This is a genomic window from Pararhizobium sp. A13 (genome assembly GCF_040126305.1).
Classification (GTDB): domain Bacteria; phylum Pseudomonadota; class Alphaproteobacteria; order Rhizobiales; family Rhizobiaceae; genus Pararhizobium.
On sequence record NZ_CP149512.1, the window covers coordinates 71409 to 92616 of the forward strand.

General features: G+C 57.0%; 16 protein-coding genes and 1 pseudogene. 10 read left to right on the forward strand and 7 right to left on the reverse strand.

Going from position 1 to position 21208, the window contains the following annotated elements; all coding sequences use genetic code 11:
- Position 1: 1 nt before the first annotated feature.
- Positions 2-1576: a lipopolysaccharide biosynthesis protein gene (locus WI754_RS29040; protein WP_341486487.1), complete on the reverse strand. Its 1575-nt coding sequence runs from the start codon at positions 1574-1576 to the stop codon at positions 2-4.
- A 546-nt stretch (positions 1577-2122) separates the two neighbouring features.
- Here WI754_RS29040 and WI754_RS29045 point away from each other — a divergent pair.
- Both WI754_RS29045 and WI754_RS29050 read left to right on the forward strand, forming a co-directional pair.
- Positions 2123-3022 (forward strand): glycosyltransferase, encoded by a 900-nt coding sequence (locus tag WI754_RS29045; protein ID WP_349438079.1) that lies wholly within the window; start codon positions 2123-2125, stop codon positions 3020-3022.
- 436 nt (positions 3023-3458) lie between these two features.
- Positions 3459-4139, forward strand: a complete 681-nt coding sequence (locus WI754_RS29050) for a sugar transferase (protein WP_341486489.1) — start codon at positions 3459-3461, stop codon at positions 4137-4139.
- 103 nt (positions 4140-4242) lie between these two features.
- On the opposite strand, the gene WI754_RS29055 is transcribed toward WI754_RS29050, so the two are convergent.
- From WI754_RS29055 to WI754_RS29070, 4 genes and pseudogenes are all read right to left on the reverse strand, one after another.
- On the reverse strand, positions 4243-5034 hold the full coding sequence (locus tag WI754_RS29055) for a response regulator transcription factor (RefSeq protein ID WP_341486490.1): 792 nt from the start codon (positions 5032-5034) through the stop codon (positions 4243-4245).
- A 955-nt stretch (positions 5035-5989) separates the two neighbouring features.
- Positions 5990-6140 (reverse strand): annotated as a pseudogene (locus WI754_RS29060) (IS5/IS1182 family transposase); the annotation flags it as partial.
- Positions 6141-7932: 1792 nt separating this feature from the next.
- The gene (locus tag WI754_RS29065) at positions 7933-8718 is read right to left on the reverse strand and encodes a hypothetical protein (protein ID WP_341486491.1); all 786 of its coding nucleotides are present in this window, start codon (positions 8716-8718) and stop codon (positions 7933-7935) included.
- A 35-nt stretch (positions 8719-8753) separates the two neighbouring features.
- Positions 8754-9707, reverse strand: a complete 954-nt coding sequence (locus WI754_RS29070; RefSeq protein ID WP_341486492.1) for a glycosyltransferase family 2 protein — start codon at positions 9705-9707, stop codon at positions 8754-8756.
- Positions 9708-10256: 549 nt separating this feature from the next.
- Between WI754_RS29070 and WI754_RS29075 the strand changes: the two genes are divergently transcribed.
- A complete protein-coding gene (locus tag WI754_RS29075; protein ID WP_341486493.1) occupies positions 10257-11480 on the forward strand; it encodes a glycosyltransferase family 4 protein in 1224 nt (407 codons plus the stop codon).
- Here WI754_RS29075 and WI754_RS29080 read toward each other — a convergent pair.
- Positions 11459-12376: a glycosyltransferase family 2 protein gene (locus tag WI754_RS29080; protein ID WP_341486494.1), complete on the reverse strand. Its 918-nt coding sequence runs from the start codon at positions 12374-12376 to the stop codon at positions 11459-11461. The genes WI754_RS29075 and WI754_RS29080 overlap by 22 nt on opposite strands.
- A gap of 407 nt (positions 12377-12783) precedes the next feature.
- Positions 12784-13974, reverse strand: coding sequence for a glycosyltransferase family 4 protein (locus tag WI754_RS29085; protein WP_349438080.1), 1191 nt, complete (start codon positions 13972-13974; stop codon positions 12784-12786).
- A 350-nt stretch (positions 13975-14324) separates the two neighbouring features.
- Between WI754_RS29085 and WI754_RS29090 the strand changes: the two genes are divergently transcribed.
- From WI754_RS29090 to WI754_RS29120, 7 genes are read left to right on the forward strand one after another with little or no spacing between them, the layout of a single operon-like run.
- The gene (locus WI754_RS29090; RefSeq protein WP_341486496.1) at positions 14325-14828 is read left to right on the forward strand and encodes an acyltransferase; all 504 of its coding nucleotides are present in this window, start codon (positions 14325-14327) and stop codon (positions 14826-14828) included.
- The gene (locus tag WI754_RS29095) at positions 14828-15865 is read left to right on the forward strand and encodes a Gfo/Idh/MocA family oxidoreductase (RefSeq protein WP_341486625.1); all 1038 of its coding nucleotides are present in this window, start codon (positions 14828-14830) and stop codon (positions 15863-15865) included. The genes WI754_RS29090 and WI754_RS29095 overlap by 1 nt, the downstream gene beginning before the upstream one ends.
- Positions 15862-16968, forward strand: coding sequence for a DegT/DnrJ/EryC1/StrS family aminotransferase (locus WI754_RS29100; protein ID WP_341486497.1), 1107 nt, complete (start codon positions 15862-15864; stop codon positions 16966-16968). Before WI754_RS29095 ends, WI754_RS29100 begins: the two co-directional genes overlap by 4 nt.
- A complete protein-coding gene (locus WI754_RS29105; protein WP_341486498.1) occupies positions 16958-17680 on the forward strand; it encodes a DapH/DapD/GlmU-related protein in 723 nt (240 codons plus the stop codon). Before WI754_RS29100 ends, WI754_RS29105 begins: the two co-directional genes overlap by 11 nt.
- The gene (locus tag WI754_RS29110) at positions 17670-18683 is read left to right on the forward strand and encodes an NAD-dependent epimerase/dehydratase family protein (RefSeq protein WP_341486499.1); all 1014 of its coding nucleotides are present in this window, start codon (positions 17670-17672) and stop codon (positions 18681-18683) included. Before WI754_RS29105 ends, WI754_RS29110 begins: the two co-directional genes overlap by 11 nt.
- Entirely contained in the window at positions 18619-19899 is a 1281-nt protein-coding gene (locus WI754_RS29115) for a nucleotide sugar dehydrogenase (protein WP_341486500.1), read from the forward strand. The genes WI754_RS29110 and WI754_RS29115 overlap by 65 nt, the downstream gene beginning before the upstream one ends.
- Entirely contained in the window at positions 19896-21062 is a 1167-nt protein-coding gene (locus WI754_RS29120; RefSeq protein WP_341486501.1) for a DegT/DnrJ/EryC1/StrS family aminotransferase, read from the forward strand. Before WI754_RS29115 ends, WI754_RS29120 begins: the two co-directional genes overlap by 4 nt.
- Positions 21063-21208: the final 146 nt, after the last annotated feature.

Genomic DNA, 21208 nt, shown 5'->3' on the forward strand with positions numbered 1-21208 from the left:
CTTATATCTGCCCGAGGCCGGCGATCATTTCCTGAGCAGCATGTGGCGGCATGGAAATGTGATTGGTCAGAATGAAGGAAATCGGTATCAACCCAGCGGCAAGTATTGCCGCCATGCGGCGTCTGAGTTTGGCGGGGTGACGCTTGTCAGGGGTTCCGATACTCGGAATCGTGGCCAACAGTTGCGATTGAAGCACCCGTTCTAACTCCACGGGCCTGCGGACCGTTTTATTGAGCACTTCGAGCAAAACGACGAAGGCTAAGCCCAGACCGATTCCGGCGACGGCGCCGAGGCCGATTATTAGGTTCCGCTGAGGACGGATCGGGCTTATAGGCGGCGTCGCAGCCTCGAGAAGCGAGAACCGTTCGCCATCCGAACGCATCTCTATCTGTTCGCCAGTCAATGCTTCCGCGCGCCTTGCGATTGCGGCGTTATATTGCGTTTGAATGTTCTCCCGGTTCCGCTCGAGCGAATTCAGAACAGTTTCACTTGCCGGCGTTCCACTTATCGAATGGGTCAGCTCTTCTATACGCCGGGCGACCGAGATCTTCTCCACAGCCACGGCCTGAAGGCGCTTGTCGATATCGGACAGTTGCAAGCTAAGCCCAAACGGTGCGCTCTGTGCGCCGGGTGGACTGTTTTCTTTCTTGCTGCCTTCTGGCTTGGTCGCCAGCAGATTGTTCTGCAACGACGCGATCCGAAGGCGAAGGGCCGCGATGTTTGGACTTGCTTCCGAGAAAATCAAGAGTTGCTCGGACAGTGCCTTGTTTAGATCCAAGAGCATTTGCTGTTCCGGTGTGAGTGAAACAGAGCCGACAAGCTGTCCAGTATTGGTATATGTTGCGATAAGACTGCTCCGCCTGGTGCGGAGATCGGATTCTTCGCGTTCCAGCGCAATTAGCCTTTCCTGCAGACTGCTTTGCTGGCTGCGGCGAAAATCGAGACTGTCCGGCAACGTGTCTTTATGCTCGGTCTTGAACTTGAGGATTTCTGCCTCAAACCGATTCAAATCAGAGACCAGCCTTGAGACTTCCTGATTGAAAAATTGCAACGTGCTTCCCGCACGATCAGTGCGTTGACGCTGGTTTCTGCCCAGGATCATTGCGGCGAGTTCGTTGGCGACTTTTGCCGCAAGATCCGGCTCGTTCGCCAGGAAGGATACACTGAAGATCGTTGCACCACCGTCGTGGCCTTGACTGTCAAGCTGCAGTCGCTCGAACTTTATACGTGACCGCATATCACCTACGACATCTTCACCGTAAGCCTTCATCTCAGTGCCATCATAGACATGGAGCTTCCGCGCTAGCGCAAAGAGGTCGTCGCGTGTGGTGATCTGCTGCTGAAGGATCTGCAGTTGCTCAATCGCACCTGTCGAAACGGTAGACCGGGCGAGTTCAGCTGGAATTTGTGGAGCTTCCGCCAGAATTTTGGCGCTGGAGCTGTACACAGGTGGGAGGACGCGTGTGATCGCTACAGCGGACACGAATACGATGGTGGCAATCGCCAACACATACGGAAGCCTTTGCACCAGGATCGAGCGGTAAAAGCGTAAGTCTCTTAAGTCTATGTTGCCCATTGCGCAAACACCCAACTCCTGAACCAGATTGGTACCGTGACGGGGTTCATTGTTCGGCGGTTCGTAATCGCGGAATAGATAGTCAATATGAGGTGGGAAGAGGGGTGCCCTCCGCGGAAGTAGTACTTTTGGGCATGGCGACTCACCCTATGCGTTAGGGATTGTTTCGGTTTTGCGCAGCTACTTTCAGCCGTCAACTCAGCCTGTTCTTGATGGCTCGACGTCTGGGAACCCGTGCTGCTGCATCACCGACTCTAAGGCCGCGATTGATACTTTGCAGTCTGTTGTCCGTCGAAAGGCGTAATTGGCGCTAAGCCAAGCCCTGATACTTGCCCAGCAAGACTTAGCCGTCCTGCGCCTTAAGGCAAGGAATGGAGGGGTTCCTACGCCCAACCCGTTCATGTTGTGATGAAGGGCATTCACGCTCGCCGCGGTGACAACTGAAAAGGGGTTGCCTTGGCCAGGGCCGTCATGTGCCTGCGATAACGCTTGAGTTCTGCTTGAAACCGGTGGGAAAAACCGATGAACCTTCCATTGCAGCTAAGCGTGATCATTCCGCACCTTAACGAGCCGGACGATCTGCGTCGTTGCCTTCTTACCTTGGCTGCGCAGCACGCGGACGGCATCCCGTTCGAGATCATTGTCGTGGACAATGGCTCGACTGAGATGCCTGAAGCAGCATGTTCCAATATTCCAAACCTCCGCTTGGAGCGAGAAGCGCTTCCCGGGCCGGGGCCGGCGCGCAATTTTGGCGCCAATCTCGCCCGGGCGGAGATACTGGCCTTCATCGATTCCGATTGCATTGCGCAACCTGGCTGGGTTCGTGCGATTGTCGGGTGCATGACGAAAAACCCGAATATCGACCTTGTGGGCGGCGATATTGGAATTTTGATCAACAATCCTCAATGTCCGAGCGCGATCGAATCCTACGAGAGCATCTACAGCTACCGCGCGCGTGTTTACGTGGAACGCTACGGGTTTGCTGCGACGGGCAACATGGCGGTCCGAACACGGGTTTTTCAATCGGTTGGCCCTTTCGGCGGGATTGCGACGATGGAGGATACCGAATGGGGCCAGCGGGCGACGGCACGGGGCCATCGGATCGCGTTTCTGCCCGAGGCAAGAGTTCTCACGCCCTCGTGCAAATCCTTTGCGGAACTGGCCCGTCGATGGGACCGGCACGTCGCGCATGAATACGGGAAAGTCGCCGGCCGTCCCGCGGCGATGCTGCGGTGGCTCGTCGGTTGCGCGATCGTCGTGGCGTCGCCCCTGGCCGAGAGCGTCAAGATCCTGAGGACGGATCGCGTTTCAGGTGTGCGAAACCGCATCCTCGCGCTGGCATGCCTGACACGCATTCGGCTCCACAGGGCCCGGCGGATGTTCGATCTGTTACTTCACGGGGATTCAGGTCGGTTTGTCGAAAGCTGGAACCGCGAGCGGTCCTGATCACCGTTTTCGTGTCGCCTCGCTCCCATCTGCCTTCCAGGCGACGGCGATACGCGCATCGCTTTCGCAAGACCTCAGCGCACGTTTGGCCACACCTCAATTTCTCCAAAGCGATCTACGGCCCGCACGTCATGACCTTTCGACGGTCAGCTCATTTCCTCGCCACCCTGACCGGCAAAAAACCAGCCCTCGTTGAGTTTCTGGCGGGCCCGGTTCGACCTTCCTGGCTTTGTCACCATGCGGCCTACATCTAATTGTTTAGATTAGATTTATTGAGTTTAATTTCAATATGCTTAATATTCTATTAATCAGGGGCTTCCGGGATCAAAACAAGAAACAAGATAACGGAGATAATTGTCCTGGCACAAATTTATTATTTCCATTTTGTGTCATATCGGCCCGACTGTTCTTACCAAATTTATAATGTGGAGGATTTATGTCGAAGGGAGAGATACAATACTCTTTGCGGCTTGTCGCGCAAAGTATCCCAGGCCGTCAGGAGATCAAGTCGCGACTTCTCTATTTCGCGGCGAAGCGCGGGTTTGATGTCGTGGTGACGTTGTTGGCTGCGCCATTTGCGCTCGCGATTGTTGGAATATTTGCGTTGCTGATCCGCCGGGATGGCGGTCCGGTTTTTTTCTGCCAGCCGCGCGTCGGGAAGGGCGGAAGGCTATTCAACCTGTGGAAGCTTCGCACTATGGCTCCCGATGCGGAGCAGCGGCTGCAGGCGCATCTGGCTGCCGATCCTTCCGCAAGGGCAGAATGGGAAACCATGCAGAAGCTAAGGAACGATCCACGTATTACGAGGCTGGGCAAATGCCTGCGCAAATACTCTATCGATGAACTGCCGCAGTTGTTGAATGTACTTATTGGGGACATGAGTCTTGTTGGTCCGCGCCCGATGCTTCCCGAGCAGCGGCAACACTATCCAGGGACCGCTTACTTCGATATGCGTCCCGGCTTGACCGGACTTTGGCAGATCAGTGAGCGCAACGGGTGCACATTCACAGAACGAGCGCTGCACGATGCGCGCTATTCGAGCATCATGTCCTTCAGCACCGATTTGTGGATATTGATGAGGACACCCGCTGTCGTCCTGAAAGGAACCGGCCTCTAAACGGATTGAAGCAAAAAAAGCAAAGCATCAGCTGTCGCTGTATGCTTTGCTTAAGTTCTTGATCCGAGCATTTTTTCGAATTCAAGCGGTTGGATGCGGCCACTCAATGATGCTCACTTCCACTCGTTCCTTCGACTGAAAGCGGGAAGAGATCCTTGATCTTGTAGGCTACCTCGGTCCTGTTGGTAGCCTTGACCTTCTTCATGATGTTGCGGATGTGAACTTTTACTGTGCTTTCCCGCAAATTCAACTCATAGGCGATAATCTTATTGGCTTTCCCGCGCCTCAGCGCCTCTACCACTTCAGCCTGCCGTTCTGTGAACATGCCGGCCAAGGGGCGTGCAGCTGGGTTGCCTGTCTCAATCGCCTGGCGCATTGCCAGTACGCTGCTGGCCGGTACGAAGATGCCACCTGCCATTGAAAGGGCGATCGCCTCGATGCAGACATCAATGCTGACTGAGGATGGAATATAGCCCTTGGCTCCGCATTCGAGCGCCTTCATTATTTGCGAAAGCTCATCGGTGTCGGCCAGCACGATAATCGGCGCTTCCAACGTGGAAGAAAGTTTCCGGATTTCCTCGGCAACGGCTGGTTCGGCGATTTTTTTGCCGCCAACATTCAACAGAATGGCGGCTAGCGGCGGGTAGTCTTGGCGCTTGCGGTCCCATTCATCCATCGACCCGAATGCGAGAACGTCCATGTCCATCTTGTGAGCAGATATGCAATAGGCAAGACATTGACGATCAAGCGCGCGATCGTCGATGATGAGAAGCGAGCGCCCTCGCGGAAGCGCCTCGTGCTCATTATCGTTCAGAGTATGGGATGGGTCGACGGTTGTCGTATGGAAAAGACTATTTTGTACTGCCTTGCCGTTCGTCATCATCAGCGAGTTCATAGGTAGCTTACTCCCTTAAAGACACATGCTTACCTGCCTCGATCCAAGTCGAGACGTCACAAAGCGCATGCGCTAGCCCCAGTTATTATTGTGGGCCCCAAGCCCTTTTTTTATACATTGATCAATAAACGAAGAGTTCTATGCGTACTCGCTTATATTAACCGATCCTTACGCGATTGCATAGCTTTAGAGCGTTTTCGTGAACTATTTGTTTTTGAAAGAGAAATCGCCTGATCACCTAATTGAGATAAAGGATCATCCCTAAGAATACCCCCTATCTTTTTGGGGGATCCTTGATGCTTTTTATCGGGCCAGGGCCATCGAATGATCGCGCTGTGGTCCACCTCGAAGCCACGTTCGAGGAATATTTCTTGCAACTCCCGTGACTCAATGGACCTGAAAGGCTGCGCCCCGACGACAAGAATTCGTTTCCGGTCTTCTTGCCGCCGGGGCACATTATTTGTCACTCTGGATTGCCCCTGATGAATAGTTGTCGCCAGTATTCCGCAGAATATTCACGACCGCCTCCACCAATCCGATAGAGTGACCTTCCTTCCCCCCAAAAGCATTTATAAATAGGTCATTGAAAATGAATTACGTTTAAAGTCTTTTCAATCTTTATATATTCGGCTGCAACAACCAGGCTTTATTTAATACAAACATCAGCCGCGAATGTCGTTATCCGTGCATCCTGAAATTTATCGTCACGTGCATTTCTACTCCAAATGGAGTACAGACGGCCTGCAGGGGGCAGGCCGGACGGATCAGAACAACCGATAGTGGGCGAAGGCCTATAGTCGCCCATTAAACCGCACCTCCCGCGTGACGGCGTCGTGATGTTCGACCAGCGGCTTCGCATTGTCCAACAATACCTCACTGGGAACACCGCAAGATGCGCTTAGGCTGGGAGCCTTCGCCGGCCAATGCGGCGAAAATCCTGTCGAACACGAGCCGATCTTCTTACCGCGTCAAAGCCCCGCAGACCGCCACTCTCCGCGGCTTTTAACGCTCAGGTCGTCGATCACGACAGCCGTCGGAGAGGCTTCCTTTCGCTCCAGTTGCGCCATGAAATGACGGTTGATCCGGTTCCACAGGCCCGTCGTACGCCTCGTCGGTGTTGCGGACGTTTGCGCGTGGTTGGCGTCCGAGGCGCTTTTGCCTTTTCGAAGAGGGGTCAGCGGTTCCGTGCATACGGGCGCCCGAGATACGAATTTCAGGCATCGGCTCGACATCGACGAGCCAGGCACCACTACCCAGAAGAAACAGGAACAGGACATAGGTGGCGTTCCAGAAGTGAACCGTCCAGCCGACCAGGAAGTAGCTGGTCATAACGATGAGGAAGGCGGTCCGATACTGGGCAATCTTTGGATCGAGCCCTTTCCGGAGGCTAACTGAAATGATCGTCAGCAGAAAACTCACTAGCAGCAGAATGCCGGCGGGTAGGCCGAACAGAACGGCGTGATAGAGCCAAAACATATCGATGCTCCCAGGCATCCATTCCGGGCGATCCCATCTGCCGAATCCCACACCGAAAAAGGGATGGTTGAGAGCAGACTCGGATCCGAAATTCCATATCAGGACACGATAGTATGCCGACCCCTGATCAAACGAAAAATGCGTCATGAGGAATTGGGGGACCGTCTGGTTGGAGACCAGCGAGATGAGAACGTATACTGCAAAAAGCAGTGCCCACAACAGTCGCCAGCGCATTTCATTGGCACGCAGAGCCCAGTTCCAGAACAAAAGAAACACCTGGGCCGTGAGCGCAGTCATTGGGCCTGACGACAGCGATAGCGACGCCGTGAACAAGACAAGCGCGGAAGCAGCCCACCTTCGGATGGAAGACTGCTTCTCGCCCAGTACCAGGTGCACGAGTGCCAGGATGGCGCCGCAGGATACGCCGAACAGAATGGGATGCTCGAAAACACTTTGAACACGTCGCACCCCCCATCGAGGCACATTGACAGTTACTTCGTGGGTGGGGAAGAATATCGAGAAGAATTCCAGTAACACGTTAGAACTTGAAAACGCTTCCAACACCGCGAAAGGGAGCAAAGCCGCCACGATCCAAAAGAGCAATCGTATCATTGCGCAATACTGCTCGGGACCTCGAATAAAACACCTGCCCAACAAATAAGCCCCGGCTGTTTCAATGGATATGATCCCACCCGACTGGAGGCCCGCTTGCGTTCCGTGGATGATAGTAAGACTTGTGATGCACCACAGGCAGTAGAGAAGTATCGTAATGTCGGATGCACGAACCCCGCCACCCTTCCCACGTACCCATATCCAGAGGCATGGCAATGTCATCACCAGGAGCACCAGCCGGTAGGGTGAGACGATCACAGAGCCAATCGACCAGTGCCATGGAACGAACGCGCAAATCAAGAAGGCAATAACCGGCCAGGTAAGCATTCTTCCCGATGCCGATTTTGACTCGTGCTTTCGCGAGAATGCAGACCTAGAACGGCTGGATGCGCTAACCAATAATCTAGACGCCGGAAAGCTGGCACTTGTTCTGGGCGACGTTCTCATCAAGATATCCCACTCCGGCTTTTGGTTAAGGGTTTTGGGCATACCAATATCAGGCTAGGGCAAGCGCGATCATCAACGAGCAAGGATAACTTGTGCTGTCCAAATCCGTCCATATGATCGAAATGGGCAATCCCTGTGCAGAAAATCCAATGGGATGCATTGTTACGGAAAATAGACAGCCAAAGGAGGTATTCCTCTCTGCTTGAGAGTTGCACAGCACCAATCCAATCGACCGTCCGGAGAACACGCATCACAAACTTGGAGAGCCACGCTTGACAACAGCGATCAGAGAACTCTTTGGAACGTCGTCCTCCGCAAAATCTACAGCAATTTCCCGTCGGGTTGATCGGGGCCGGGGTATCATCACCGAGTGTATTTAGTCCTGGTCGAATCGTCGAGTTCGACGTTGCCATGCACGACCGGCTTGTGGTCATACAGTGAGAAATCACCCCAGTAGCCGTTGCCGATCTGATTGTTGATGATCTTGATCGACGCGTCGTCGACGGTGCCGCCGCCTTTGCGTCCATCCAGATAAACGGTGTAGCCGCCACCCGACAACCGGTTGCCCTCGACCGTGATGTTCGACAGGCCGCCGAATTCGTTGTTCATCATCACCGCCGAGGTCTGGGTGTGGGCGTTGATGATGGTGTTGTGGATGACGTTGATGTCGTGACCGCCACCGCCATTGATCTCGACGCCATCGTAGTGGGCGTCGGCGCCGCCGCGGAAATCATGGATGTAGTTGTCGCGGATATCAGACGGGCCGACGACATTAATGCCGTTGTCCATGTCGTGCAGATCATTGCGCAGGAAGGTGCCGGCGCCGTAGATGGCGTTGACGGTGCTGCCGGCGCCATCGATCTCGCTGTCCTGCAGCGTAAAGCCGGTGGCGTCGTCCATGACCCTGAGCGCATGCCAGGGTGTTTCGGAGACCAGCTTGATGTTCGTCATCGTCACGTTCTTGGCCTCGATGACGATATTCCCATGGACCTCGAGATTGCTGATGTTGGCGTTGTCCTCGGTGACATAGTAAGTGCCGTTATACTGGGTCAGCGCTCCCACCGAAACGCCCGTGGTGCTCGCGTCCGGAAAACCGAACATGTTCGCCAGAGTCAGGGAAAGGAACAGAATTAGGCCCACGAGCGCCATGCAATCTCTCCGCTAACTATTCATGATATCGCGCGTCAGTTTAACTTGTGCGTTTCGGCCGATTCTGCCGGAAGCCGAAACTTCAGTGGCCCGCCGGCGATCTTGCAGGCTTTTCGTAGGGTAGCGATGCCCACCGAACCTATGTGAGCGGGATGATCTCTAAGAGCTGCGACCATGAACTTGAGGGCCCGTTTCGTTTTCCCCGCCTTGTACAGGGCGACCGCGAGGTCGATCAGCAATCTCGATCGTTGCCTCGCTCTGGATTCAAGGACGATTTTGTTGTTTCGCAGAATGCGTAGCATGCCCATCATCTGCTTGCGCGAGTTGGATGATATGCTGTCCGGTGAAATGAAGCCGAGCACAACTGGCTCGATGTCTTCGTAGACCGTTGTCTGCTGAACGAGCCGAATGGCAAATTCCCAATCTTCGTTGGCGCGCGCGCAGATATCGAACCAGACGGCCTCGCCAAGGCAGTCCCGCCGAAACAGCGCATTCTGGAGGCTAATGCGATTTTCTCGCAGCAGGTGGCCAAGTTGGTCTTCGTCGAGCCGAAGCGTCCCTTCGGGCGACGGCGCGTACGCAACCTTGGCGGGGCCATAGTTGAAGAAGGCGTCTCGACCGTAGATGATCTTGCCCCCCGTCACAGCGCCGATATGACCGGGAAGCGTCGAAAACAGCGCCACCTGGCGGATCAGCTTTCCCGGGAGCCAGATATCGTCGCTGTCCTGAAATCCAATGAACTTGCCTTTCGCGTGAGAAAGCCCGGTGTTACGCGCCGCGGCGGCCCCGCCGTTGACCTGTCGTCGGATATACTTCACGCGAGCGTCCTGGATACCGCGGACAAGCCCCTCCACGTCTTCCGAGGAGCCGTCATCCACCACGATAAGTTCTAGATCCACGTAGGACTGAGTAAGTACACTCATCATGGCGGCGGGGAGGCTGCGCACGCGATTGAACGTCGGCAGGATAACAGAGACGTTGGCATCCATGAAAAGCCTCCACGAAGCGCGGCGTCGATGGCCCCTTCGCAGTTCGCGTTGTCGCTTTGGGTTGCGGTCGCGCCTTCGCGCGAACGGTGCTACACGCGAATTATGCAGAATAGGCTTGACATGGAAAGGCCTGTCAAAGCGGGTCCGACACTATCCTTTAGGAGAGTCCGCGTTCGACACGAGCGCGGGTAAGCAGTGTTCGCTGGCGATATTGGGTTCGGCGCTTGCGCGAGACAGGCAGCGCCGCACCCGGCCACATGGATGGCCTATACTTCAACTCGCCGGACGACGCAGCTTTCACATCGGAGGGCCGTTCGGCAGCAAAAAAATGACGAACCCCATGACCTTCCGAGTGCACGTGTCGAGTCAGCATACACCTTTGAGGTAAGCGCGAGGGAAGGGGGTAGACCGGTTGCGCACCATCGGTGACGTTGCTCCGCAGGGCTGACCCATCATACTGCTGCGGTAAAGTGCATTCTTGCTTGTGCCTGCAAGTTTCGAGAGCACAGAATGCCGCATTTCTCGTCGTCATCACAAAGGATAGAAGACGTGGCGAAAATCCTGCTTATCGCGCCGACCTGCAACGGTGAGGACGTCGGAGAGGCCTGGGTCGCCTGCCAGTGGACGCGCCGGCTCGCGGAGCGCCACGAAGTCACTCTGCTCACCTATTGCAAACGCGGTGCAAAGCCCGCCACGGAGCAATTGAGCGGCATCAGGATTGTCGAATGGCGGGAACCGCCATTGCTCGGCCGCGCCGAGCGGCTGAACAGTCTTATGAAACCGGGCTATATTCCATTCTATTTCCGCGCTCGCCGCTGGATTGCCAATGCGCTAGATAAAGGCGACCGATTCGACCTCGTGCATCAACCAGTGCCGGTCGCCATGCGATATCCGTCACCGGCGGCGAGGTTAGGATTGCCACTCGTCGTCGGACCGCTGGGCGGCGGGCTTTCCACACCCCCAGGCTTTGCCGCCGAAGAAGCATCAAACCCATGGTTCATGAGGTTGCGCGGACTAGACCACCTCCGGCTGAGGTGGGACCCGTTGCTTCGTGCGACATTCCTGAGCGCGGACTGCGTTCTCGGCATCGCAGCCTATGTGCGCGAACAACTCGCGGAAATCCCATTGCGCCGATTTGAGATCATGAGTGAGACGGGCCTTGATGTTCTTCCGGCGCCAGTCGACCGATCCGCGCGGATAGGGCCGGTCAAATTACTTTATGTGGGGCGCCTCGTCCGCACCAAGGGCGTGCGTGACGTCATCCGTGCCCTGGGGCTTCTCGGCGATCTGCCGGTTGAACTCGACATCGTTGGCGAGGGGCCGGAGAGGGCTGAATGCGAGAAACTGGTCTCGACGCTTGATCTTGGCCAGAGGGTGCGCCTGCACGGATGGCGGCGAAAAGACGAGCTGCCGGAATTCTACCGGCAAGCCGACGTTTTCGTCTTTCCGAGCTACCGGGAACCCGGCGGAAACGTTGCCCTTGAGGCGATGGCGTTTTCATTGCCGCTCATCGTCGTCGATCGCGGTGGTCCCGGAAGCGCGACGTCTGAACAATGTGCGATAAAGCTTTCCGTGACGAACCCCGAGATCCTTGCCGCAGACGTCGCCAAGGCTATTCGCAAGCTCGTTGCGGACCCGGGACTGCGGAGGGCAATGGGAGCGGCGGCTTACGCGCATGTCGGACAAACCGCCCTTTGGTCGGCCAAGCTTGATCGAATGGATTCGATCTACGCCGACCTCATCAGCGCGGCTCAGGCCGGCGGCGCCCGCTGAGGTGCGGGCGAAAAGAACAAGGCCGCGCGCAGGGCAGCGCGATGCCCGGGACCCAGCGCGATGCGCATCGTTTCCCCGATGATGATGGCAAGCCGAAAGACCGCCGTTGCCGTTGGTCCGTGATGTTGTCTGAAGTAGCGGATACGATTGGTGGTCATCAGTGCCGACAAATAGGTGTTTTCATGATACGCGCCGCCAAAATGCACGGCACGGGCCTTCACCTCATAGACAACGTTCAGGTCTGACCTGCGGACCCTCGCCATATAGTCGACTTCCTCACTGTAGAGAAAGAAGGACTCGTCCCAGATTCCGGCGGCCCGCCGCGCCCGCGCCGAAATAGCGAGCGCCGCGCCGGTCGCCCATTCTACGATGCCGCCGTGCCGATAGAGTGCCGGCTCGGCAACAATTTCGCCCAAGCCGATCAGGGCCGCGAGTTTCGTTCCGAGCAAAGCATCCGACCACGCCGTGACTATCGTCGGTTCCCGACGCAAGGATAGCGCGACGGTCCGATCCTCGTTCAAGATTTGCGGAACCACGATTCCAACAGTCCCTTCAGACAGGCGCTCGCTCAGGCGAAGCACGCATCCATGCTCGAGGCGAATATCCGGATTGAGAACAAGGACGTCCGTGTCCGCCGAAAGGGTCTTGATCGCGGCGTTGATACCTGCCGCGTAACCGGCGTTTCGTCCCATCTGAATGACTTTTGCCCCGATCGGATGGCACTGCGCCAAATCAACGGAATTGTCACAGGAGTTGTTGTCGACGACTAGCACCTCGTAGCTGTCGACCCCCGCCAGGCCCGAGGGCAGAGAATCCAACAATCCGCCAAGAACGGAGGCGCTATTGTAGGTGACGACGACGACCGCGATTTTTGCTGCGACATCGGAACCGGCCATTGCCCGGGTGTTTCGATAAGCGGTTTTTCTTCGTAACGCGTCCATTTCGTGCTCTCGCTTTCATTGCGACCCGGCGCGGGAAGAGGGTTCCAAGACCTTGTCGAAAAACGGAGCGTCCTGAAAGACTGCCGAGAGTCGTACAGAGCGGAAAAACCAGACGGCTGATCTCGCCCGTAAGGTTAGGCCCGTTACCGTCGTTGTACTCCTATCGACGCATGACGGCCGTCATCATCAGGCAATCACGCCCGGACCTACAGGTTTTTCAGCCTGTGGGCGTCGCATTTTGCGATGTGCTGGAGGGCGCGCTGTTGCCCAGCGACCGGACCGCGCAGCCGGTGGAAGCTCCACAGTCATGCGCCTGCTTTTCCATTTCCCGAACGGCTTCCTTAGCTGGCAGCCGCAGTTTGTTAAAACGCCCGCCACGGGTTTTGCAAGCGAAGCCCCTTCGCGGTGGCGAGCGAAGCCGTTCGGCATGTGTCGTAAACCACATCCTTGAAGCTGAACGGGTCAGTGCTGGCTGAGACGAGAATATCATTCAAGTCGCGACCAATTGCATCGATGGAATAGTGTTGTTCCACAAAACTGCGGGCCAGTTGACCAAGTGAGCGCCGCTCCTCCGGCGACTTCACAAGGCGGGTCATATCCGCGACGAGGAGATCACTACCGGGTCTGCCATCACCTTCGCCATAAATGCCTTTTGTGTAGAAGAATTCCCTCGTTTGCGATGAAAACAAGGCCGAGAAATTTCGTTCTCCAACGACGATCACCGGTTTTTCGAAAGCCATGCCGCGCAAGGCCGACCCTCCCATACCGATGACGGCGTCCGCGGCGGCATAGGCAGGGCGCGGATCGAGCAGCGCGCCCGTAAGCAGGATGGCGTTACGACCAAGCTCTGCGTTGATTTTCGCTGCAAGCGCCTCCAAATCCGCCCGAGCCGAGCCGTCGCCAACGACGACGAAACGCAACCTCTTGTCGGATCCCAGGCGTCGTATCGCACCCATAGTTCTGCTAATGCTTTCTGTCTTCATCCAGTCGACGAGCCGACTCACCGTCACGAACAAGACATCGTCCTCGTCGATCTCGAATCTCTTGCGGAATTCGAGTGCGCTTTGACGATCGGGCGAATTCAACTTGATGTCGACAGGAGGCATGATCAAGTGCGCATGCCGATAACCTGCAACGCGTGCCCTCTCGACAAGTTCCGGCGTCCCGAACGTTGTTCGGGCAGCTCTTTTCGGCATAACTGATGGCACGACCATAGACATGCATGTCACTACCACGGGCATTCGTCTGAGCAGTTGGACTCCTAGGAAAGCGTCCAACCACTGTGGCCAATCCCAGATGTGAACGACGTCCGGCCGCACGGATCGGATGATCTGATCTATGACACGCATTCGCGCTGGTGACGGGTGCGAACTCGCCTCCGGCGCAGCCCGGAAGCGAAGGTCGGCTTTGTCGATCAAGACATTCATGGGGCCGGGAGTTGCAAAATAAGTAATTTCATGTCCGCAAACATCCCGCAAATACGTGCTCAGTTCGATCGCATTGACCTGTGTGCCGCCCACCTCCAGCCGGTGTCCAAACACTAATACTCTCATAGCGGCTCCATCTTGTAATAACCGGTGGCACTAAGCGACCAAATACTGGCCCTGCGCCTGTTCACAGTCGACATGAAAATGTTCGGCCAGTGCTAACGGTAGATAGATCCAGAATTGCGATCTCGTCCACTAGATCGATCGCGTTCAATGGGCGGAGTTAGTCTTATGTCTTGGAGGTTGCGGTACTCCTTTCGGAGATGTTTGTACCGAAATTTGTTCCCTTTACTCGTCGGCCGAAAAGAACTCCTCTAAGCAGACAGAAATCTGGAATAACCCGGGACAAATAAGGCTCGACGACCGGAAATTCGATCCAGGAGAGCGTCGCTGCAGCAAAACTGTGAGACCCGCACATGATTGCATCAAGTGTTACCTTAGACGAAGGGGTGGTGATCCATCATCCTGCCCTGGTCAATCTCTACGGCTGCCGGATTGGTGCGGGCACGCGCATCGGCACCTTCGTCGAAGTTCAGAAAAACGCGGTCCTTGGCCGAAACTGCAAGATATCCAGCCACTCCTTCATCTGCGAGGGCGTAACGATCGAGGACGGCGTCTTCATCGGCCACGGCGTCATGTTCACCAACGATCCGTACCCACGTGCCGTCAATTCCGGCGGAGAGTTGTTGTCTGACGACGATTGGGAGGTCGTTCCCACCTTGGTCAAGCGCCATGCTGCAATCGGCAGCAATGCGACGATCCTGCCGGGTGTGACGATTGGCGAGGGTGCGCAGATCGGGGCTGGAGCGGTGGTGACGAAAGACGTTCCCGACTACGCCATCGTGGCAGGCGTGCCCGCCAAAATTATCGGTCGTGTACCGGATGCATCGGCAAGCATCCCTTTCTCCAGGAGAATATGATGATCGGCGTCGCGGTGATCGGCTACGGCTATTGGGGACCTAACCTGGTTAGAAATATCGCGGAAGTCCCTGGCGCTCGCCTTCTCTATGTTTGTGATCTCATGAAGGAACGATTGGCAGCCGTTAAAGCACGCTATCCGGCAGTGGAGATAACCGACGACTTCGAGCAGGTCTTGCGCGATCCCAGTGTCGATGCGATCGCGATAGCCACCCCGGTGTCGACCCATTTCAAACTCGCGATGAAAGCGATGATGGCGGGCAAGCATGTCTTTGTCGAAAAGCCGATGGCCTCGACGGTGGATGAGGCACGCCGCATGGTCGATGAAGCCGCCCGCAGGCGCTTGATACTCGCCGTCGATCATACGTTCGTGCATACGGGTGCGGTCCGCAAGATGCGCGAAATCGTCGAGAACGGGCTTGGGGACCTGTATTATTATGACTCTGTCCGGGTCAATCTCGGACTGTTCCAACACGATGTCAGCGTGATCTGGGACCTTGCCGTCCACGATCTCTCCATCATGGACTACGTGTTACCGGAAAAGCCGGTTGCCGTGTCAGCAACGGGTATGAGTCACGTCGTCGGCGAACCTGAGAACATCGCCTATCTCAATCTCTTTTTCGAAAGCAAGCTGATTGCTCACGTCCATGTCAATTGGCTTGCGCCTGTCAAAGTGCGCCGGACGCTGATCGGCGGTAGCAGCAAGATGATCGTGTATGACGATCTGGAGCCCAGCGAGAAGATCAAGATCTACGACAAGGGCATCACGCTGAATGGCAATCCACAACGGAATGGCGAGAAGGTCTATCAGATGCTGGTGGGCTACCGCACCGGTGACATGTATGCGCCGCATCTGGACATGACCGAGGCGCTGAGCCGCGAACTGGGCCAATTCGTCGATTGCGTCGAACGAAATCAGCAGCCCATTGTCGATGGACAGGCTGGCTTGCGCGTTGTCCGCATTCTCGAAGCTGCAACCCAGTCCCTTGCGCAGCGCGGGCGGGTGGTCGAACTCGAACAAACGAGGCGGATCGCATGATCCCTTTCCTTGATCTGAAAGCGCAATATGCATCGATCAAGAGCGAGATCGATACAGCGGTTCTGGGTGTGCTTGCCTCGGCCCAATATGTTCTGGGCGAAGAAGTTGCGCACCTTGAAGAAGAGTTTGCTGCTTATTGCGACGTGAGGCATGCCGTGGCCGTCAATACCGGCACGAGCGCACTGCATCTTGCCTTGCTTGCCGCGGGCGTGGGCCCCGGCGACGAAGTCATCACCGTTCCGTTCACCTTCGTCGCGACGGTATCGGCGGTTTGCTATACCGGCGCATTGCCTGTGTTTGTCGATGTCGAGCCGGTCACCTTGACCATGGATCCGGGAAAGCTGGAAGCAGCGATCACGTCCCGTACAAAGGCAATTATCCCTGTTCATCTGTACGGGCAGATGGCCGACATGGACGCGATCATGTCAATCGCGGCGCGTCACGACATCGCCGTGATCGAAGACGCCTGCCAGGCCCACGGCGCGGAATATGACGGTCACCGGGCGGGCAGCATGGGAGTATCCGGTTGCTTCAGCTTCTACCCGGGCAAGAACCTCGGCGCCTGTGGCGAGGGTGGCATCGCCGTCACCAATAACGATGCGCATGCCAAAACCATGCGGATGCTGAGGGATTGGGGGCAGGAGAGGCGCTATCACCATGTGTTGAAGGGGTTCAACTACCGCATGGACGGCATTCAGGGTGCAATCCTGCGCGTAAAACTCCGCCATCTGGACGCCTGGACCGCCGCGCGGCGCGCGCATGCGATACGCTATTCGTCCCTGCTTGCCGAGCTGGGCACGGTTAAGACGCCGGTCGAGGTCGCCCATCGCCGGCACGTCTACCATATCTATGCTGTCCAATGCAGGGATCGTGACGGGCTTCACCGGGCTTTGGCGGCCGAAGGCATCCAGTCGGGTCTTCACTATCCGATCCCCGTGCACCTCCAAAGGGCTCACGAAGACCTGGGATATCGGCCAGGTGATTTTCCGGTATCCGAGACTGCTGCGTGCACGGTGCTTTCGCTGCCAATCTATCCTGAAATGACGGCAAGACAGGTCGAACAGGTGGTTGCAGCCATGGAGCAGGACGCCTATGTCGGTTGAGAAAATCTCCATGACACGAATTGTCCAGGCCGTGCATGGCCGCCGCGAGGTCCCGGAAGACCCGGGCTTCCAAAAGGAACTCGCCGTTGAACTGAAGAGATCTTACGGCTCGGCCGGCCTTCTGGAGCTTTACGGGCGCTTTTCATCCGGCGACGGCTTCATCGACGCCTTGATGCGCCGAACGATCTGGCAGGCGATCGCACGGCGATGCGGCACCGGTCTCCAGGTCGGTAGCGGCGCGGGCTTCAAACATCCCGAAACATTTGAGATCGGCAATGGCGTCTTCATCGGCGCACAGGCCTATATCCAGGGTAGGTACGATGGAACCTGCGTGATTGGCGACAACGTTTGGATTGGCCCGCAAGCCTACATGGATGCGCGCGACCTGGTGATCGAGGAATGCGTCGGCTGGGGGCCGGGCGCCAAGTTGCTTGGTTCCAATCATACGGCCTTTCCGGTTGACGTGCCCATCATCCGAACGGATCTCGAAATCAAGCCCGTGCGCGTGGGTGCCTGGGCGGATATCGGGACGAACGCAACGATCCTTCCTGGTGTGACAATCGGGAAAGGCGCGATCGTCGGCGCGGGCGCCGTCGTCGTTTCGGATGTCGAACCATTCGCGGTTGTTGCCGGCGTCCCGGCTAGGTTCCTGCGTTGGCGAACTGATCAGACACCGGCGAATCCACAGGAGGGGGCCAACCATGCGGAATAGGCGAATCCTGATCACTGGTGGCGCAGGCTTCATCGGCACACATCTTGCCGAGCACCTGGCAGGCAAGTATGAACTGATCCTGCTCGATAATTTCCGGCGCAACTCGCTTCAGTCCACCAACCTCCTGGAGCACGAGGGCATCAGCATTGTCGAGGCCGATGTGCTCGATCAGAGCGCAATGTTCGATGTCACCGAGCATGTTGACGTAGTGGTGCACCTGGCTGCGATAGCCGGCGTCAACAGCTACTATGAGGAGTCGCTTCGCACGCTTCAGGTCAATATCCTCGGCACGGTCAACTTGCTCGAGGCTTCGGCTCGCCGCGGAGTGAGCCAGTTCATCGACTTCTCCACAAGCGAGGTCTTCGGCCCAGATGCCATGTGGGTCACCGAGGAATCGCCGCACGGTATCGGACCGGTATCGGACAGGCGTTGGGTCTATGCCGCCAGCAAACTTGCCTCCGAGCACTTCACCTTGCGCTACGGTGAGCAATACGGCTTTTCCTGCACCTGCGTACGGCCCTTCAACATCTATGGCCCTCGTCAAACGGGCGAGGGCGCCATCGGAAACTTCTTGCGTGCAGCGCTCGTGGGTGAACCGCTCAACGTGTATAACGACGGTTCACCGATCCGGGCCTGGTGCTACGTCACCGATATAGTCGAGGCCATCGCTGCCATCATCGCCCGACCCGAGGCCGCGGTCGGCCAGAGCTTCAACATCGGCAATCCGCGTGAGATCGAGACGACGTTGGGCTTAGCACGGCGGATTGCTCGCCTCGTGCCGGGAACGGAAATCTGCCATGTGCGCATGGAGCGCGCCGAGGTCAGGGCACGCGTGCCCTCCATCGAAAAGGCGCAGCGGATGCTCGGCTTCGAGCCCAAAATTGATCTCGACGAGGGTCTCCGTCGGACCCTTGAATGGTTTAGTCGGAGGACTTCGGATGAAAATTGCGGTCATCGGAGCGGGCAAGATGGGGTTGCCGCTCGCCTGCCAGTTCGCGGCTAGGGGTGGCACCGTCGTGGCCTGCGACGTTCGGCAGGTCGTCGTCGATACCATCAATCGTGGCGAGTGCCCCATTGACGAGCCAGGCGTACTCGAGTTGCTCAAGGCTGCCGTCCAGGCAGGTCAACTGCGGGCGACAACGAGCATTGCGGCCGCGGTCGCTGAGGCCGAAGTGGTGGTAGTCATCGTCCCGGTACTCTTGACGGCCGAGTGTGATGCTGATCTCTCCATTATGGAAAGCGTTACCCGCCAGGTCGGAACCAATCTACGGCCGGGCACTATGGTTTGCTACGAGACAACTCTTCCCGTCGGAACAACCCGGCGCTTGGCAACAATCCTCGAGGAGAGCGGCTATGTTGCGGGGCGCGATTTCGACGTTGTCTTCTCGCCCGAACGAGTCAAGAGCCAGTTCGTGCTTGAACACCTTGAGTGCAACACCAAGGTGGTTGGCGGGTTGACGCCGGCCGCGGGTGCTCGCGCCGCGGCGTTCTACGCTACCTATCTAGGTGCCCCGACCGCTGATGTCGGTTCGCCCGAAGCGGCTGAACTCGTCAAGTTAGCCGGCATGGTCTATCGCGATGTTGCCATTGCCATCAGCAACGAGATAGCCCGTTATGCTGAGGCAGTCGGGGTTGACATTCACGCCATCCTGCCGGCCATCAACGCCGACGGGGAGGCGGCGCTGCTCTCTCCCGGCATCGGGGTGGGCGGCCATTGCACTCCAGTCTATCCTCATTTCGTCATCGGAGACGGTAAGCGGCGGGATGTCAACATGGCAATGACCCAGCTCGCACGCAGAGTGAACGACGGCCAGGCGGCCTGGGCCATCGACCGACTGGAACAGGCTTGGCGACCGGTGCGCAACGAGGATGTGCTGGTCCTCGGCCTCGGCTTCCGCCCGCAGGTAAAAGAGCATATCTGCTCGAGTTCCTTCCTCATCGGTTCGACCTTACGTGAGCGCGGCGCCCGCGTCTTCCTAAACGACATGTTGTATTCGCACGACGAGATCCGCCTGCATGGGTTTGATCCTGTTGATGTCCATGATCGCCGCCTGCCGCCGGCGCTTGTTCTCAGCACCGCACACGATGTTTACCGTCGGCTCGACATGAGGCACCTCGCACGCCGTGGCGTCGAGGCCATTGTCGACGGCCGCGCCGTCTGGCAGCCCGATGAGGCGCGTGCCGCCGGCATCATCTATGTCGGGGTCGGCCGGCCATGATCCCGATCAGCAAACCCCAGATGGATGAAGAGGAGGCCGAAGCCGCCCGTCGTGTCATCCTGTCCGGCTGGGTGACGCAGGGACCGGAGGTCGCAGCGTTCGAGGGCGAGTTTGCCGAGTTCGTCGGCGCGCCTCATGCATGTGCCGTATCCAATTGCACGACCGCTCTTCATCTTGCGCTAAGGGCTGTCGGCATCGGCGCGGCGGACGAAGTCATTACCGTCAGCCATTCTTTCATTGCAACAGCAAACGCCATTCGCTATTGCGGCGCCGTGCCGGTGTTTGTAGATGTTGAGGTTGATGGCTTCAACATCGATCCGAGCCTGATCGAGGCAGCGGTCACGCCACGCACGAAGGCGATCTTGTGCGTGCACCAACTTGGCATGCCCTGCGACCTCGGCCGTATAGTGGAGATGGGTCGTCGGCTTTCCATTCCGGTCATTGAAGACGCCGCCTGCGCATCCGGAAGCGAAATTCTATGGGAAGGCCAATGGCAGAAAATTGGCAGGCCACACGGCGATATCGCCTGTTTTTCGTTCCATCCGCGCAAGGTCATCACGACGGGTGACGGCGGAATGCTGACCACTGCCAACGCCGACTACGATCGCAAATTTCGACTGTGGAGACAGCACGGCATGAGTGTCACCGATGCGGTCCGCCACGGCTCGCGCCAGGTCATCTACGAGGGCTATCCCGAGCTTGGTTACAATTATCGCATGACCGATCTTCAAGCTGCAGTTGGCCGAGTGCAATTGACACGTCTTCCCGCTTTCATCTCAAGGCGGCGTCATCTTGCCGAGCAGTATCGGCAGAGCCTGCGCGACATCCCCTGGTTGGAGACGCCCGTAGAACCAGCATGGGCGCGCAGCAACTGGCAGAGCTATTGTGTCAAGATTCCGCCATGGCTCGACCAGCGGAACACGATGCAGATGCTGCTCGACAAGGGAATTTCAACCCGGCGCGGCGTCATGAATATCCATCGTGAAACCGCTTACGCGGACAAAGCGTCGCATCGGGTAGCTGCAAATCTTGCGCACAGCGTTGCCGCACAGGAAGGTGCTATCATTCTGCCACTGTTTGCGCAGATGACGGACGATGAAATCTCGTTTGTCGCGGAGGCGCTTCGCGGCATGTGCGGCGACCGCCGAGCGGCGACTGCATGATCTCCTACTGCGTAATTCCTTAAATCGGAACCGATTTTTGGATAAAATTATGCAGCATTTCAAAGTGTTACAGCGCCCTTTGCAAGTCTGAAAAGACGCGCGGCGCTGTACGTTTTAGGTTTCCTGAAAATCAAACCACAGGATAA

Bases quoted from the DNA above. Each gene is read 5' to 3' on its own strand.
- WI754_RS29080 (WP_341486494.1), bottom strand. From the start codon at position 12,376: ATGGCCGGTTCCGATGTCGCAGCAAAAATCGCGGTCGTCGTCGTCACC.
- WI754_RS29105 (WP_341486498.1), top strand. From the start codon at position 16,958: ATGTCGGTTGAGAAAATCTCCATGACACGAATTGTCCAGGCCGTGCAT.
- WI754_RS29090 (WP_341486496.1), top strand. From the start codon at position 14,325: ATGATTGCATCAAGTGTTACCTTAGACGAAGGGGTGGTGATCCATCAT.
- WI754_RS29095 (WP_341486625.1), top strand. From the start codon at position 14,828: ATGATCGGCGTCGCGGTGATCGGCTACGGCTATTGGGGACCTAACCTG.
- WI754_RS29120 (WP_341486501.1), top strand. From the start codon at position 19,896: ATGATCCCGATCAGCAAACCCCAGATGGATGAAGAGGAGGCCGAAGCC.
- WI754_RS29055 (WP_341486490.1), bottom strand. From the start codon at position 5,034: ATGAACTCGCTGATGATGACGAACGGCAAGGCAGTACAAAATAGTCTT.
- WI754_RS29085 (WP_349438080.1), bottom strand. From the start codon at position 13,974: ATGAGAGTATTAGTGTTTGGACACCGGCTGGAGGTGGGCGGCACACAG.
- WI754_RS29115 (WP_341486500.1), top strand. From the start codon at position 18,619: ATGAAAATTGCGGTCATCGGAGCGGGCAAGATGGGGTTGCCGCTCGCC.
- WI754_RS29065 (WP_341486491.1), bottom strand. From the start codon at position 8,718: ATGGCGCTCGTGGGCCTAATTCTGTTCCTTTCCCTGACTCTGGCGAAC.
- WI754_RS29100 (WP_341486497.1), top strand. From the start codon at position 15,862: ATGATCCCTTTCCTTGATCTGAAAGCGCAATATGCATCGATCAAGAGC.
- WI754_RS29070 (WP_341486492.1), bottom strand. From the start codon at position 9,707: ATGGATGCCAACGTCTCTGTTATCCTGCCGACGTTCAATCGCGTGCGC.
- WI754_RS29040 (WP_341486487.1), bottom strand. From the start codon at position 1,576: ATGGGCAACATAGACTTAAGAGACTTACGCTTTTACCGCTCGATCCTG.
- WI754_RS29050 (WP_341486489.1), top strand. From the start codon at position 3,459: ATGTCGAAGGGAGAGATACAATACTCTTTGCGGCTTGTCGCGCAAAGT.
- WI754_RS29110 (WP_341486499.1), top strand. From the start codon at position 17,670: ATGCGGAATAGGCGAATCCTGATCACTGGTGGCGCAGGCTTCATCGGC.